This is a genomic window from Mesorhizobium sp. M1C.F.Ca.ET.210.01.1.1 (genome assembly GCF_004791585.1).
Lineage (GTDB): Bacteria > Pseudomonadota > Alphaproteobacteria > Rhizobiales > Rhizobiaceae > Mesorhizobium.
Genome location: NZ_SRUU01000024.1, coordinates 57,814 through 72,664, shown reverse-complemented (window position 1 = coordinate 72,664; position 14,851 = coordinate 57,814). Strand labels below are relative to the sequence as shown.

Here is a 14,851-nt window from a genome sequence, read left to right as displayed (position 1 = left end):
GGGAGACGTGCACAATAGTGATACCACGAGCTTTGAGCCGTTGAGCGCGCCAACACCTTGGCCGAATGCCAATGCGCGACTTCTCGGCTTGGGTGTTGGCTTGCCCGTGCAACCCTTAGACCGCCTCGCGCAGTTCAGCCCATTGGATTTCGAGCGATTTACGTTGGAGTGGGCATCCGACTACATCGCGAACAAACTTGTCGGTGTGTACGAGGTGCAACAGCGCGGGGGATCGGGCGACAAGGGCCGCGACTTGATCGTTTGGTTCGACGCGCCATCTGTTAAGCCGCGCAGGTGGAGACTTTACCAATGTAAACATTATGGCGCGCGCCTCGGAGAAGGCGTCGCCGCTGCGGAAATAGGAAAGGTGCTCCACTACACCTTAAAGGGGGACTATTCCGCTCCGGAGGAATACTGGTTCATCACACATGCCGGCGTAACCTCTGACTTCCAGGATCTTCTGGACAATCCGGACGAGCTGCGCGCTTACATTCTCGCCGAATGGGACCAGCGGTGTGCAACGAAAATTGTCAAGGGAACAGTGCCGCTGGACGCAGCGATGAAGGCCCATATTGGGTCGTGCGATTTTTCCATCTTTCGGGCGAAGCAGCCCCTTGAGTTGATCAAAGAACACGAGAAAACCCGCTATCATTTGACCGTTTTCGGTGCGCCACTCATTGAGAGGCCGCCACCTCCGATACCGCCCTCAGCCGTCGCTGCCGGCGAAGCGGAATACGTGCAACAGCTGCTCCTAGCAATCGGCGAGGCCATGGGAAAAGCAGTCACCGACAGATCGGAATTCGTGCATCTGCCGATCCATGCGAAGCTATTTGACCGCTCCAGAGTCACATTTTACTGCGCCGAGAACCTCAAAGAGTTGGCGCGCGATCAGATGGCGGACGTCGCATTTTTCGAAACCCTGCTGAATGAGTTTTCAGACGGGCTCTATCACGATTACAACGCCACTGGACTGACGGGGCTACAACGCCTCTCAGCAACTGTTAAGGCTGCGCAACAGCTGCAACTTGGGGGACATGTCCTTGCGCCCCATGTCGTTGCCAATGATCGAGAGGGAATGTGTCACCAGCTCGCAAATGAGAAGCGTGTGTCATGGTACCAGCCATGAACCCTCATGCTGAAGGCTCATCGCCGAGCCGTCCTTATAACTCGCCGCTGGAATGCGGCCTTCGGATGCTGTTTGTCCTGGAGGCAAGCGGGAAGCCAGCTGATTTACAACGCCTCATTTCCTACGATTACCTTTTAGTGCATTCCGGAGATGTCGCAGACGGTCCAGAGAGCCTGCACCCTTCTGTACCCTATAGGGGCTCAGAACTGCTGGTTAAGCGCGAAGTGCTGAGCGCAGGACTGAATCAGATGTTTGCGCGGGAGCTTATTGCGAAAACATTCGACACTTCAGGCATTCTCTATCGCGCAACTGAGCTCACGTCTGCTTTCGTTGCGCTCCTGAAAACCCATTATGCGGAAGACCTGCGGCAGCGATCGATTTGGGTGATCGATAAGTTTGGTGGCATGCAGGACGCCGAGCTGAATTCCCTTATGTCCTCGAACGTCGGCCGTTGGGGTGCTGAATTTGAGCGCCTATCCGCGATAAAGGACCTGGAGCTTTAGATGCTGCGGGTTCTTTCAATCAGACTGACTGGGAAAGGAGTCGCTGATGCGGTTGTCGAATTTCACGACAAGGCAAACATACTTGCGGGCGATTCAGATACTGGCAAAAGCTACCTCGTCCATCTGCTCGACTACGTGTTTGGAGCCGATGAGCTCAACAAGCGCATCGATGAGGCAGAGCCGTACTCGCAACTCTTCGTCGAGTTCGAAAACACGATCGGCGAATTCATTACCCTAGAGCGGCACCTTTCTGGTGGCAACCTCATGCTTCACTCCGGCAAATTTGCCGACAGAGAAGAAGAGAAGGGTGAAATCATCGCACCGAAGCGCTCGGGAATGAGTAAGGCGAAGGACGCAACCGAAGTTCTCTTCAAATTCGCCGGGATTGCCGAGGCGCGGCTCCGTCGCAACGATGTCGGAGACACAAACCGACTGACGATAAGAACCTTGCTGCCTCTCTTTCTCGTCGATGAAGTCTCTATGATCGACGAGCGATCGCCTGTGCTCGGTCGCGGAGGATTCGATAGGACTCCCCGAAAACGCGCTTTCGCCTACCTGCTTACAGGCAAGGATGATGAAGGGATTATAGCGAGCGAGAAGAAAGAGATTGCGAACGCGAAGCTCACGGCTCAGCTGTCGCTCATCTCGGACTTGCTGGAGCCCATCGAACAACGGATTCAAAAAAGACCGTCCAATGCAGCCGATGAGGAGATAGAGAAGGTCGATGACGCGATATCGGCGCTATCCAAGTCGCTTTCCGATCACTCGACCGAGAGAAAAGAGCTTGAAGCACAACGCCGCACCGCCTTCGCATCCGCTCAGCGCGCTGAATCTCAGATAGTCGCGATCGACGAACTGCTAAAGCAATATGGACTCTTGGATGAACGCTACAGGACCGATCTGGAGCGCTTAGATTTTATTGCGGAAGGCGCATATTTTCTTGACGGTCTGCAAGAGGTCCGCTGTCCCTTGTGTGACCAACTCATGTCACCGGACCACGTTCACAAAGCATCCGAACAGAGCACCGCTATTTACTCGGCTGCACGCGCCGAAGCTGCAAAAATTCTCGCTCACCGTCGGGACCTGCGAGAGACGATCGAAACTGTCGCGCAACTCCGCGAAACGCGGGTTGGAGAGCAGACGGATGCCCAGAACGAGATAAGCCAAATTGACACGACGATCGGGACCATCTTAGCACCTGCTGTCCAGGACGGCAGCTCGCGGTTGGACCGCTTGGTGGCCCGCCGCCTGCAGCTTGAGGGTATGCAGAATGACGATACTCAGGCAGCTAACCTTAGGCAGTTGAGAGAGCAGATCGAAACTGCCACGAGCAGCGAGGCGGGCGCCTCTACACAAAAGTGGGAAGCTCTGCCGTCCGCTGCTCTTCTGAAATTTTGCCGAGAGGTGGAAGCAATTCTCAAGGAGTGGAATTGGGAAGGCGAGGGTCGCGTTGAGTTCGATGAAACTGCATTCGACATCAGGGTTGACGGACAGGCCCGTCAGTCCCACGGCAAAGGGGTCCGGGCGATCCTTTACGCCGCATTTGTGATGGCGCTGCTGCGCTACTGCCAAGACAACGGGCGCCCACACTTAGGCACTGTGATCATTGATTCACCCCTGACGAGCTACAAGAAAAAGGGCAAAGCGGTTAGTGAGGATGAGCGCATAAATGCCGGCATCGAAGCCGCCTTCTGGGAATCTCTGCGCAACGTGAAAAGCGGCATCCAAATCATCGTAATTGAGAACAAGGAGCCGCCACCTGATGTGGCGTATGCGGTGCATTACGAACGGTTCGCTGGCAAAGAGGCGGAGCCCGGAGAGCGGGTGGGCTTCATTCCGCAATAGTGTCCTTGGCAAGGAGCGGACACAACGGCGCCATCACGGGACCCATCGCGAGCTCAAGCTCGCTCTCGATCGATCGGAGCAACCTGATGAGGCCTCAGCACCCTCTAGATTCTGAGCAGGCGGAAGAATTTGTTCTTAAGACCGACCAGGCGCCCGAGTTCTGGCAATTCCTGAACGGATTGCGCGGCGACGATCTGCTCGTCGAGCTGATCGTCAATGAGCTCGACGCGCGCTCATCGCGAACCGAAATCCGGTTCGAGCTCGACCAACTTGTCTGCACCGGCAATGGCGACCCAATCGACACGCCTGGATGGGAGCGGCTGAGCTACATCAAGGGCGCAGGCCACGAAGTCGCGGCCAAAGTCGGAATGTTCGGGGTCAAGAACCACGGGCTCAAGGCATGCTTCACACTTGGCAACAGCATCACGCTGCGGTCCGCTGGCAAGCAGATCCTACAAACACTGTTCAAGGATGGCGACAACAAACCTCCCTATCCCGGTGTTCGCGTCCCGCCGCGCGACGATCCTGGCGCACCGGTGCGCGGTACGCAGATCGAAGTTCCCTATCGCCGCCGAGGCTTCTCGGTGCCGCATGGCGAGGCCATCGAATTCTCGGCGGTGACCGACCCAAAGATAGAGCAGGTTTTCAACGAGGCCGTGGCTACGCTGCCCAAACGGCTCCTCGGCATCATGCGACCCGGGATGCTCGAACGATACGAGGTGGTCATCTCGCACCACAAATTGGGCTCACACACTTTCGCCTTCAGCGCCGGCCGCGTGCGCCGAGAGTCGGGGCTCGTCACGTATTTCCGCGAGTGTAGCGAGATTCTCGCCGATGGCGAGCGGCAGCTAGAACGCGAGCAGGCCTGCCTCACGCTGTCGACCGAGCGGTCGCCCGGCAAGGCCCGCTTCTTCCAGGCGGCGGAATACCGATCGGCAGGCAAGCGGCTAATTTCTCGCGGCGGTCTCGTCGTCGAAGTGGCATGGGACGTCGACGCGGGCGGCAAGCTCAGACTGGGCACAGGACGTCTGCGTTATCCCGTCGCGTATCCGGGGAATGACACCGGTTCAGCGAGCGGAACCACCGTGCACTACTCAGGGGCGTTTGTCTCCGACACCGAACGGCACGAACTCGCGGCGCAATCGGGCGCATGGAATGATGCGATCATCGCGGCATGCGATGCGCTCTTAGCCGACGCCCTCGCCAAGCTGCTCATCCCGCGCTACGGCGCTGGGGCACTCGACCTGCTCGGCACCCTTGCCGGTGAACGGCTGCTCTCCTTTGCCAACCGTCTGTTGGCGGTTCGCGCGTTTCCGGCAATCGACGCCCAGGGCAAGCCTGTCCGCCACAAGCGACGATTGCTGCTGGCCGTTCCGGTTTATAAAGGCAGGGAGCGCGAATGGTCCGCTGCGCTTGCTAAAGTCGCGCCCGTTTCATTGCCGATACTCGACCCAAAGACCCCGGCTGCGCTGGTCCAGTTGCTCGCAACCGGAAGTTGCACCGGATGGGGCAACGATCACCTGAGATACGACGGACAGGATGTGCTGGATCGCCTCGAGGGCTCTGATGCCGAGCATTTCCCATGGCGCAGCGAGGCGGAATGGCTTCGATCGTTGGGCGATCCAGCCATCTCGAGAGCGCATCTCGACGCGCTACACCCCTTTTTGAGCGGCTTCGCCGCAGCCGCTCGCCCCAGCGGTGCTACCGCATATCTGCCGGACGGCGAGGGCAAAATTCATCCCCTGTCAAAGCTGAAGCGTGGCGCATCGATTCCATCCGGGCTCCAACTCGATGTCCCTCCCACGATCCATCCTGATCTGCGCGGGCATCAGGTCTTCAAGCTCGAAGGCTGGCATCTCGAAGGCTATGTGCTGCGCAACCTGCTGCGCGATGGCGACCTCGAGAACAAATCAGTTGCGGTCCGTAAGCGCTTCTTCACTTGGGTCGCCGCCAATCCAGATGAGCTTGCCCGCGACGACTGGCCTGCGGTCAAGAACCTGCCGATCTGGCCAGTGGTCCACGGCACGGTCCACGTCTTCGATGAGCTGTGCTTGCCGGAAGGCAAGGTCGCGACATTGCTCGGTGACCATATTGCCAGACCGACGCGCGAGGTGCGCGTGCTGTGCAAGAAGCTCAAGGGTAGCCGCGCTCGGCTGACCTTGCGCGAGGAACCCAGCGCGGCCGAGGTCATGGCCTTCTATTCGGATCAGCTCGCAGCGTTTCCGACCGCCCGCCCACTGGAGGCAAATGAGCGCTCCGCCTTTCATGCTCTTGAATCCGCCCTCGCGGCGCTAGCCAGTTCAAAGCGGGCCGCAGGGGTGCTGCGCTCGCTACGCGGAAGCGCGGTCGGACTCAGCCTCGCGGGCGAATTAAAGCCGGTTATTACGCTCGTCCGCGTCAGTGGCGAGAGCTCCCGGCTGGACCTTCAGCCGAAGGACCTGATCGATCGCCCGACGCTCGACCTCGATGCCGTCCTGCCGCCGGCGCGCAACCCAACCGCGCAAATGGCCCTCGACGCATTGCGCGATGACCCCGGCAATGATCGGGCGCTCCTGCCGCGGCTGGCGGTTATCACCGAGGCCGATGATCCCGAGATCGCGTCGGAGGTCCGCCAGATCCCGTGCCTCCCCTTTGGAGACGGCTTGGTCGCTCCGGATCGTCTCGCGTTCAAGGGCAATCTCGGCGAACTCTGGGGCGGATGGAAACTCCAGATCAGCGGTGAAGGCCTGGCCGACAATGTCCAGGAGCTTTATCGCAAGGCCGGCGTCATCCGCGGAATCCCGACTCCGGAGACGTCGCGCGCCTATTTCGAATGGCTCGACGCGCAGCCCCAGGTGACGCGAACCGTCCAGATCGGCTGCATCATGCGGCACCTCCATCATCCGAAAGGCGTCGACACCTGGCTAATGCAGCCGCCCGAGCTGGGCTGCATCCCGGTCGAAGATGATGGCGGGGTCGAACTGCTCGCCGGAACGGTGGCACGCCGTGTCGCGGTCGTCGACGACATGCCCGAGCTCGCCGAGGCGATCCGCGGCGACACCCTTTTCGAAATTGCGGCTGGCGATCCACAGCGTCCCTAACGTGCGAAACCCGATCGCCGATGAATTGCGGCACTGGCAGATCCCGACCCTTTCGTCGCTCGCAACAGAGCCCGTCAACCCCGCCGGCCGTGACCAGGAACCCGCTTCGGAGAGTTTTCTTGAGACCGTACATGCGATGGCAGGCGCGAACGCCGGCAAGCTCTTCCGGAAGCAGCTGCAGGAATTCGATGTTTCCCAGAACCTAATCGAACCGCAGTTCCAGAGCCGTCTGCTCGCAATCAAGCGGGTGGTGATCGCGAGCGGTCTGACCGTCCAGTTCAAGGTGCGCGGCCGCCAATATCGAGCGGCGCGCGAATGGGTCGTACTGCCGAATGAAATCTGGCTCGATCGCGCCGGCGATCTCGACGATCTGCTGATGAAGGCCATCGCAGACATCGTATTCTTGAAGCCCCGGCTTCGATGGCTGAGTTCGGTCCTGAAGGACGCGCTCCGCCACCGCACCCGCGATTTTCGGGCAACTCAGCAACCGCACAGCTACGAGCAGGACGGCTATGACGAGACACCGGCCGAGGAAAAAGCTGGCGAGTCTTCGCAGCCCCATCCGGGATCGGACCCCGATCCCAAACGAAACAATCCAAACCCGGGCGAACTATATTCCGGTGGCGGTATCCGTAACACCACGCGAAGCGGTGGAAGCAATCGCCCGCAAGTAGTCGCCGAGGATATCCAGCGCGTGCAGTTGAAGACCGATCACTACGCGTCGCATTGTCAGATCGAGCTTGCTCGCCGATCGCCCGAGAAACTGGCACCGGTCGGGTCTTACGCAGAACATGCCGAGAACCGTATCCGCATGCTCGAAGGTCATCACCCTGATAAGACTTCGGCTGGTGGCGCTCGCCACGCCGGCAACCTTCTTATCCTCTCGAAGGTCAACCACGACGGAATCGGCACGCGACTGAGCCGCGCCGATGTCACTCAAGCACTCCGCGACCGGTGGACGCCGCACCGTATCGCGCGAGCAGATGGATCCATGTGGCTCGAGGGCGGAATCGCGCAGGCAATCGATCGGGTATCAGGTGAGCCGATTCCCATCTTCTTCACCAATTGGCACCGGGACTATTGGTTGAAGATGGCGCCGACCTGAAAGTCAGCGCTGCAGTCGATGATTCGACGTTATGAAAATGAGCAAGCATCTCGTCGGCCTACCGCGAAAATGTTCGCCTTGTTAGGGCAAACTACGCTTGCAAAACGACACCCTGTCGGCCATCGACTGCATCCTCGGCGAGCGCTGGCCGATGCCAGCAACCTCGACGAATCCGACTTCTACGCCCGCAACCGCGGCAATATCGCTTTTGTTCGTCGCTTGTCGCCCACAGATGAGACCCGCTGATGACCTTTTTGTGCCCCCGTTGTTTTTCCAATAAGGGACTCGAGCGGCGGCTAGTCGAGATTCGACCTCAGTTTCCCGACGAGAGGTGCACATTCCATCCGACGATGAAGGGCATTCCCGTCAAGGATGTCGCCGACATCATTGATGAGGTGTTCCGCAACAACTACACTTTCGGCCGCTATAACAGCATGGCCGACCACTATTCGGGAGATGACCTTCACGGTGTTTTGTACGACCTGACGGGAGCAGACCTCGACGACGTGGTTTCGGCCATTGCAAATCAACTGATTGCCGATGATCCCTACTGGCCACCTGACGGCGAGGAGGCATTCTATTCCGAGGATGCTTCCTACGTTCGCAGCTACGAGGCCTTCAATGGCCACAGCCATCTATGGGACGAGTTTTGCGAGAGCATTGTTCACGGGCAAAGGTTCTTCAACGATAGGGCAAAGGAACTCCTGGCAGAAATCTTCGACCGAATCCAACTGCAGCGAGGTCTCCAGCGCTCGAATCCGGTCTTTGAAATCCAGCCCGGTACACCACTGTCGAGCGTCTACCGGGTGAGAACCGTCGACGATCCCGATGAGAGAAGAAAAATTCAGCAGGACGTTCCGACCCACATGGGACCTCCGCCCACGCGTTCGCGGCGGCCGGGACGGATGAACCCATCTGGCATTGCGGCGCTGTATGCTGGTTTCGATCTGGATACCTGTGTTGCGGAAATGAGACCATCCGTTGGAAGCGTGATCGTATGCGCGCAGTTCGAGATCCTCGCGCCTCTATGGGTAATCGATACGACCCGCTTCTCTGGAGGCTTCAAGGAGCCGAATCTATTTTCGAAGGATCACATCCGACGAACAGCTCAGTGGCGCTTTATGCAGCGCTTCATGCGGGAGATAGCCCGTCCGATCTCGCCGAACGACGAGCACCTGGACTACATCCCCACACAGGCGGTCGCGGAGTATCTTCTCAATCATCACGAATTCTACCTCAGCGGGGCCAAGCGCCGCATCGAGGCAATCATCTATCGGTCCGCGCAACATCCGGGAGGCAAGAACATTGTCATCCTGGGGGACGCCTGCGCCATCGAAGCTGTTCCAGTTCAGCAGAAGACAAAATCTGCACCTTATGGTGAGCCATTCGACAGCCTATTGTCTTCCCTGCCGCGTTTCGGACCGTCTGGCAGGGCAGCCCGCATGCGTTTCAAGGCAGGAAGCTTCGACGTGCATGTGGTGCGTGGGGCGTCGTTCGAAGCCGTTCCGCATCACGAAGTTTACCCGGAACTCGATGATATGGACTTGCCGCTTTAGATGTCTCTTTCTGAGATACGACTAGGGTCGACCCAACGACCGATATCAGGCGCACAGCAGTCGTTCTTGAAGCGTGGCGGGAGCGACGGCTTCGGGTCACGACTCTCCCTCGCCTTCAGGGAAGGTCTGCAAGGGGTCGAAACCGGTATTTCGACTCCGGTATCAAGCGTCAGATTTCCACCACTAGTCCATGGAAGGCCTGATCTACTGTGACAGTCCTTCACGGAAACGCCTGCGCTACAAAAAAGTCCACCTGGGCGGCGGACTTTCCCTTATGGTCGGACGCTCACCCGACGGGCGCAGCCATTTCCAGAATGGCCGCCAATTCCTCCTCTTCGAGGCGCTTGCGCTGGGCGATGAGATACGCAGCGATATACACGAGCTTGCCGATCGACTCCTTGTGATCGGCCGGCCGATACATGGTCACCTCGCGGCGCGCCATCGCCTCTTCGGACACCCGTCGCCCTTCCCCGTCGGCGACGATGGCAGATGCTTTTTGCGTCGCCATGTGACGCTCGGTTACGTCGACCAGCTTCAGCTCCGCGAGGGTCCGTCGCCTGCTCTCTGTCCGAGTTTCAAACATTGCCGCCTCAGCTCCTTCCAAGCTGCTTTTCCCTTTACCCGCGAAGCGGTCCTTCTGCCCGAAAGGGGCAGGAGCCCGCTCTTGCTCCCCGAGCTCGCGCGGAGCAGCGGGAAAGAGGGGGGCAAGCAGAAAAACCGGAAGGGGATCGCCCAACCCTAGGGACCGGGGATCCGCCCGGCGGATTCCCGGCTGGTGCTGCAGGCCAAAGGCCAAAGCATGGGGAAGACCGGTTTTCTGCTTGCTGGGGAGAGAGCGCAGAGCCCTTTCTCCCCTCTCAGTGAGACGAACCACTAGTTGCATCGGGTCGATAAAAACGTTGATCAGGGACGAGGGCACGATAGGATACGAAGCCTAGCGAAACGAAATGAAACCAGAGCCTGTAAGTCATTGTTTAAGAATGGAAAGTTATTTCTCCCTCCGCCGAGAGACGGGAGTGACTTCAAAGAATTATTCAAAGGATTAGTGGCGGCGGGTGCGGGTCGGCCATTGGGCAAAGACGGGTTTCCTGCAGGCTCATGGACGCCCGAGCTTCTTGCAGAGGCGATTTCAGAGATTGATTCCAACCGGATTGGGGTCGATCTGCGAACGGTGCAGCTTTGGTTTCAAGAGAACGAGAAGGGAATTAGCGCTGCCAACATTCGCTGGCTGGCGAGGGTTTTTGGGTGCGATGATCCGGTGGCAACCAGCGAATGGCAGATGGAGCTCAGTGCGGCGCAATCGCGGTTAACGGCCAAGAGACGAGAATGGAAGAGAGCGGGAAGCACCGTTGCGCCGGAGGTTCCAGATAAGGCGCGGTCTGAGACCTTCCATGACGAGACAGAGTCCCCGGCAGAGCTGGCACGGGATACTGACGCCAAGGGGCCGAGCCGGCGTTTTAGTCTGGCGAGGGCGTCGGAGGCGATTTTTAGTCGCGGATCTCCCTTAAATTTACCGGCGTCGGTGTTTGCGGGTATCACGGCCCTTGGGTTCTTGTCGTATATTACGGGTATCCACAATGCTACTTACGTGCAGTCGGATGGCCTCGTTAAGCAGGTTGGTTTTCTTTGGGCGGCAAATTGGACACTCGACTTTATGGTGTTCTTGCCGTTGTTTTTTGCATTCGTGATAGAGTTGTTGGCCTTTTGGAAACGCGATGGTCACATAAAACTTGTAGCGCAGGGCGACCGGATGGAAAGCGACCATGCCTGGACACGCAGCGTGGAAGCTTCGTCGTATACATATTGGGCGGTTTTTGTGATTTGTGTGATGTTCGCCGGTCTTTTTCAGTGGATCGGTGTGTGTTTGATCCCGCTTTTGAAAGGCGGTGGCAACTATGCGACGGACTGGGGCAAGTTAGCGATTGTGCGCCCCGAGATCATATCGGTACCGGAGGCGGTCGTGTTCACCGGGCTCGCGTACCTATACATGTGCCTGTGCTTTTATCTTTTCTTTGTGGGTCTCATATTGCTTTATACGGTGGTATATGACCTTGGGAGAATTGGTGAGGCATCGAAGAGTCGGTTGGAGGTTGATTATCAACATGAGGTCAATGAAGTCGGCCTCATGGTAATGCGTGGGATTTTTCGGTGTACTGTTTTGGGGGTTCTGATCGCTATATGCATGAAGGCCCAAAGCGCTTACCTGACATCGCGAGGGGAAAATATTGTGGCTTGGTTGATCGGCGATATGTCTTCAGCCTTATATGGGGGGAATAATGTGAGCGAAGGGTTCGGTTATAGAATGCCGACGCATTATAGCAGCCTTCTTATCGTTATTTCGACCTGTGTTGTTTTTCTGTATGGGTCCATCCGTTTGGGTGTCGGAAGTCGGTTTCATGTGCCTTTGTGGAAGATGTCTGCTGTCGTGGTGTTACTCGTTGCTAGCTACTTGCTGATCGATGCATTTGCTGGCTTTTCGATCCTTCTGGGCGTTGGAGCGCTGCTCGCGATATACGGCCTAATTGATCCCGGATTTGGGGGATGGCGAGCGGGTAAGTTAGGAAACAATCATAGTGTATCATAGTTGGCTTGATCGTTGGGATGAGCAGCGGGCGCGACGCGGTGACGAAGGGAAGAAAACAACGGGTTTCGTCCTTGACGCGGAACGCGCCTTTCCAGGCGCGAAGAATGTAGCAAGTATCGAGGAGTTTTGTATCCTTGCGGACCAGGCCGTGGCTGATCCAGCCTTTTTCGGTGAGCCGAGTGAGAGCGATCAGGGTTTTGAAAGGAAAGATGGGTGGCTCAAATTTCCATCGGATATTTCTACTGACATTGAAGAGAACAATGTCGTCTGGGCGAAAATCACAGAAAGCGGGTCGTTCGATCAGGCGATGGTGATCTTTCACCATTGGAATGCAAGCGCGCGGAACCGTCACATTGCCAACTTTTTCTCGCGGCGTGGCATCACGGTTGTCGAGATTGCCATGCCATATCACTTCGAGCGCAGCCGTCCCGGGTCCCTGCATGCAGATTATATGCTTAGCCCGAATCTCGGTCGAACAATTCAATCTGTAAGGCAGGGAGTATTGGATGGGCGAAAACTCATACGGTGGTTGAAGAGCGAAGGGTATCGAAAGGTTTCGGTTCTCGGTATGAGCTTAGGCTCCTGGGTCGCGGGGTTAATTGCTGCGCACGACCAGGCCGTGTCAAAAGCCGCCCTGTTTCTGACGGCAGGGAGTCTAGCGGATATGGTTTGGACGGGTCGCGCGACACGATTGATACGTGACAGCCTTGAGCCTGAAATTGAGCTGACCGATCTCAGAAGAGCCTGGGGGCCACTTAACTTGGAGAATTACGCACATAGTTTGGCACGGTCTGATCTCGATCTCCACGTTGTGTTGGCTAAGAGAGACAAAGTGGTGTTGCCAGAACTATCGGAGAGGTTCATGCAGACCCTGAAGGACGCCGGAGCTAGGCCAAATATTTTGGAACTAAACTGTGGTCACTATTCGCTCGCCATTCCGCCTTACATTTTGTTGGCCGGTTTGAGCTTGAAGCGGTTTCTGTCGTGAGCTGACAAGTGGGCCCGGCGATCCTGACCTGTAAACGATTATCTGTATGGGGAGGCGCGCGCACCTGCCGGATGGGGGAGCTTCAGCGAAGACGGAGCCGTCGATGCTGCGATTGACGAATTCGGCCGATATCCGACGACGATTTTCGAGCCGGACGCGACCGAGCCCAGCGCGATGACATCGCCATGCGGGTGGAAGATCGACACTGCCCGGAGCGATCGGCGTCTTGATCATCAGCGTGCCGGCGGCAGGCTCGTGGCGCGCTAGCTCGGCGCCCTGCCCTGCCCTCACCGGCTCTGACTTGGTTGCTTCGGTCGCCTGCGCGTGCTCCGCATCAAGCTTCGCCAGCTCGTCCCGCGGCGCCCTCACCTGACCAAGCCACTGCGCATCCTCGACGGCGGCCGTCTCAAGCGTGATTTCTTCCGCCTTAGCCGCCGGAGGCGCCAAGGAGGCCACCGCAGAAGGTTTACCAGGCAGAGCCGCGCGCGCGCTACCTCTCCTCCTTGTAAAGCGCCGCCGGCTCGCCAGAGGGGTCAGATTGCGAGGGTAGACGCGCTGGCCCTCATCTGCCCTGGGCCTGTCATGGCCGCACCGCAGCATCGATTTCGTTATCAAGCGATAGCTAAAATGTGATAAGTTCAACTTAGGCTCGCACCCGCCACCGAGTGTCCCCCAAAAGCCTCAGGGCGGCGCGACCAGAAAAGAGGACCCGTCGCGCATGCCTCGCGACTGGTCCTTTTTCTCGATTTGTCCTTCGACATTCACGAATAGATGCGCACGCATGGCACACTCTGGTTCTATCCTCCGGTCTCAGTGAAGGCCCGTCAGACAGGCGTCCGTTATGAGGTCAACAACGTGCAGGCAGCCGCTGAAAACCTGCTGGAATGGCCCAAGCGCGGACCCCACTGGAACAAGGCTGTACAAGCTTGCCTAGCTGCACTAGCCGGCGAATTATCCCCTGATGATGTACGCACCGCATTCGAGGCCGCAGCAAGGAAAGAAGGCTTGCTGCTCGACTGACACGGGCTGCGATTTCGCATTGCCAAGCACCGGCTAACATGACCACATTCGACCTCGTTGCAGTAGGCGACCCCGATCCACCCCCTGCCTCTGCAACGCCCAAGCCAAGCTGGCCCGATGGCTCCCTGTCGGGCTTTCTTTCATCCGGTTAAATTGATTCGCAGTCGGCCCATTCCAGGCGTAGGGTTTTTGGATCGTCCGTACCACTAAAGGCAGGCGGACGCTTGAAGCGGCTACCATGCTTTCGCCCCTGTGTTGGGAGGCAAGCATGCTGGACTGTGGCGTTGTTGCTGGTCCCGCCCAGCTTGAAATTCTGGCAAGAGCCGTGAGCGACTACTGCGCGAATCATAAGATCACGCACATCGATGAGCGCGAACAGGTAGCCTTGAAGGTTATGAGCTTTTACAGACGCGGCATAGTCGACGCTGATCGGCTCTCGGCTGAGCTTGAAAAGGTAGGTTGGAGGCAGCCTAACAGCCTTGCGGGATAATCCAGTTTGCGATCCTGCGTCACCACGGTGAAGCGCCTATGGGCGCAACACACCAAGGGGAAGGCATCATGACCCGAGCGAACGTCCATGGACTCTTTCTGAAGAGCGCTCCCAATCCACTCCGACTAACACTACGGACCGGCCGCCCGGATTCGGCCCGCTGTCCGCGGTTCCCGACAGCGAGATCCGCGGTTGGGTCGTTTTCAGCAGCCTGGCAACGCTGCTGATCTCGCAGGTCTGGCGGAGGAGCGTTGAGCTGCCCAAGGTGTTTCAGCCGATATTGGTCCACGTCCCTTTAGGTGGAACTAATATACAGTTTCGAAGTTTTCCTTGCAGCGGCACCGCCCTGGGCCGCGGTCAGTCACGCTCCTAACGGGACGGGGAAGCGAAGTTCTTTGCGGCTTGCGCAGATCGCCAAAATAGATCGGGCGCACCCTATTTCAATTTCCTCGCTAAACCTTTGGAACGAAAGCCAGTTCGCGGAATTGGTATTTCGTCTCAAGAATATAGGAGGTTCTAATGGGACGCGGTATATTGCTTTGGCTTCTCGGAGT

At 57.9% G+C, this 14,851-nt stretch carries 10 protein-coding genes; 9 read left to right on the top strand and 1 reads right to left on the bottom strand.

Features of this window, described 5'->3' with window-relative positions:
• The first annotated feature begins 40 nt into the window (after positions 1-40).
• The 6 genes from EN853_RS23745 (at position 41) to EN853_RS23720 (ending at position 9,215) form a co-directional block, all read left to right on the top strand.
• Positions 41-1,126, top strand: coding sequence for an ABC-three component system protein (locus tag EN853_RS23745; protein WP_245517168.1), 1,086 nt, complete (start codon positions 41-43; stop codon positions 1,124-1,126).
• The gene (locus EN853_RS23740; RefSeq protein ID WP_245517167.1) at positions 1,111-1,629 is read left to right on the top strand and encodes an ABC-three component system middle component 2; all 519 of its coding nucleotides are present in this window, start codon (positions 1,111-1,113) and stop codon (positions 1,627-1,629) included. Before EN853_RS23745 ends, EN853_RS23740 begins: the two co-directional genes overlap by 16 nt.
• On the top strand, positions 1,630-3,474 hold the full coding sequence (locus EN853_RS23735) for a hypothetical protein (protein WP_127861705.1): 1,845 nt from the start codon (positions 1,630-1,632) through the stop codon (positions 3,472-3,474).
• A gap of 86 nt (positions 3,475-3,560) precedes the next feature.
• Positions 3,561-6,554, top strand: a complete 2,994-nt coding sequence (locus EN853_RS23730) for a hypothetical protein (RefSeq protein ID WP_127861704.1) — start codon at positions 3,561-3,563, stop codon at positions 6,552-6,554.
• Entirely contained in the window at positions 6,526-7,659 is a 1,134-nt protein-coding gene (locus EN853_RS23725; RefSeq protein ID WP_127861703.1) for a hypothetical protein, read from the top strand. Before EN853_RS23730 ends, EN853_RS23725 begins: the two co-directional genes overlap by 29 nt.
• Before the next feature lie 350 nt (positions 7,660-8,009).
• Entirely contained in the window at positions 8,010-9,215 is a 1,206-nt protein-coding gene (locus EN853_RS23720) for an RES domain-containing protein (RefSeq protein WP_245517166.1), read from the top strand.
• Between the two features lie 286 nt (positions 9,216-9,501).
• Here the strand turns inward: EN853_RS23720 and EN853_RS23715 are convergent, their stop codons facing one another.
• The gene (locus EN853_RS23715; RefSeq protein WP_127861701.1) at positions 9,502-9,723 is read right to left on the bottom strand and encodes a hypothetical protein; all 222 of its coding nucleotides are present in this window, start codon (positions 9,721-9,723) and stop codon (positions 9,502-9,504) included.
• A 462-nt stretch (positions 9,724-10,185) separates the two neighbouring features.
• On the opposite strand from EN853_RS23715, the gene EN853_RS23710 reads away from it, so the two are divergent.
• The 3 genes from EN853_RS23710 (at position 10,186) to EN853_RS23695 (ending at position 13,807) form a co-directional block, all read left to right on the top strand.
• On the top strand, positions 10,186-11,799 hold the full coding sequence (locus EN853_RS23710) for a hypothetical protein (protein WP_127861700.1): 1,614 nt from the start codon (positions 10,186-10,188) through the stop codon (positions 11,797-11,799).
• Positions 11,789-12,787 (top strand): dienelactone hydrolase-related enzyme, encoded by a 999-nt coding sequence (locus EN853_RS23705; RefSeq protein WP_127861699.1) that lies wholly within the window; start codon positions 11,789-11,791, stop codon positions 12,785-12,787. Before EN853_RS23710 ends, EN853_RS23705 begins: the two co-directional genes overlap by 11 nt.
• Positions 12,788-13,558: 771 nt before the next feature.
• On the top strand, positions 13,559-13,807 hold the full coding sequence (locus EN853_RS23695; RefSeq protein WP_127861698.1) for a DUF982 domain-containing protein: 249 nt from the start codon (positions 13,559-13,561) through the stop codon (positions 13,805-13,807).
• Positions 13,808-14,851: the final 1,044 nt, after the last annotated feature.

Coding starts and splice junctions, on each gene's coding strand:
- EN853_RS23730 (WP_127861704.1), top strand. CDS start 3,561: ATGAGGCCTCAGCACCCTCTAGATTCTGAGCAGGCGGAAGAATTTGTT.
- EN853_RS23735 (WP_127861705.1), top strand. CDS start 1,630: ATGCTGCGGGTTCTTTCAATCAGACTGACTGGGAAAGGAGTCGCTGAT.
- EN853_RS23715 (WP_127861701.1), bottom strand. CDS start 9,723: ATGGCGACGCAAAAAGCATCTGCCATCGTCGCCGACGGGGAAGGGCGA.
- EN853_RS23695 (WP_127861698.1), top strand. CDS start 13,559: ATGCGCACGCATGGCACACTCTGGTTCTATCCTCCGGTCTCAGTGAAG.
- EN853_RS23740 (WP_245517167.1), top strand. CDS start 1,111: ATGGTACCAGCCATGAACCCTCATGCTGAAGGCTCATCGCCGAGCCGT.
- EN853_RS23720 (WP_245517166.1), top strand. CDS start 8,010: ATGAAGGGCATTCCCGTCAAGGATGTCGCCGACATCATTGATGAGGTG.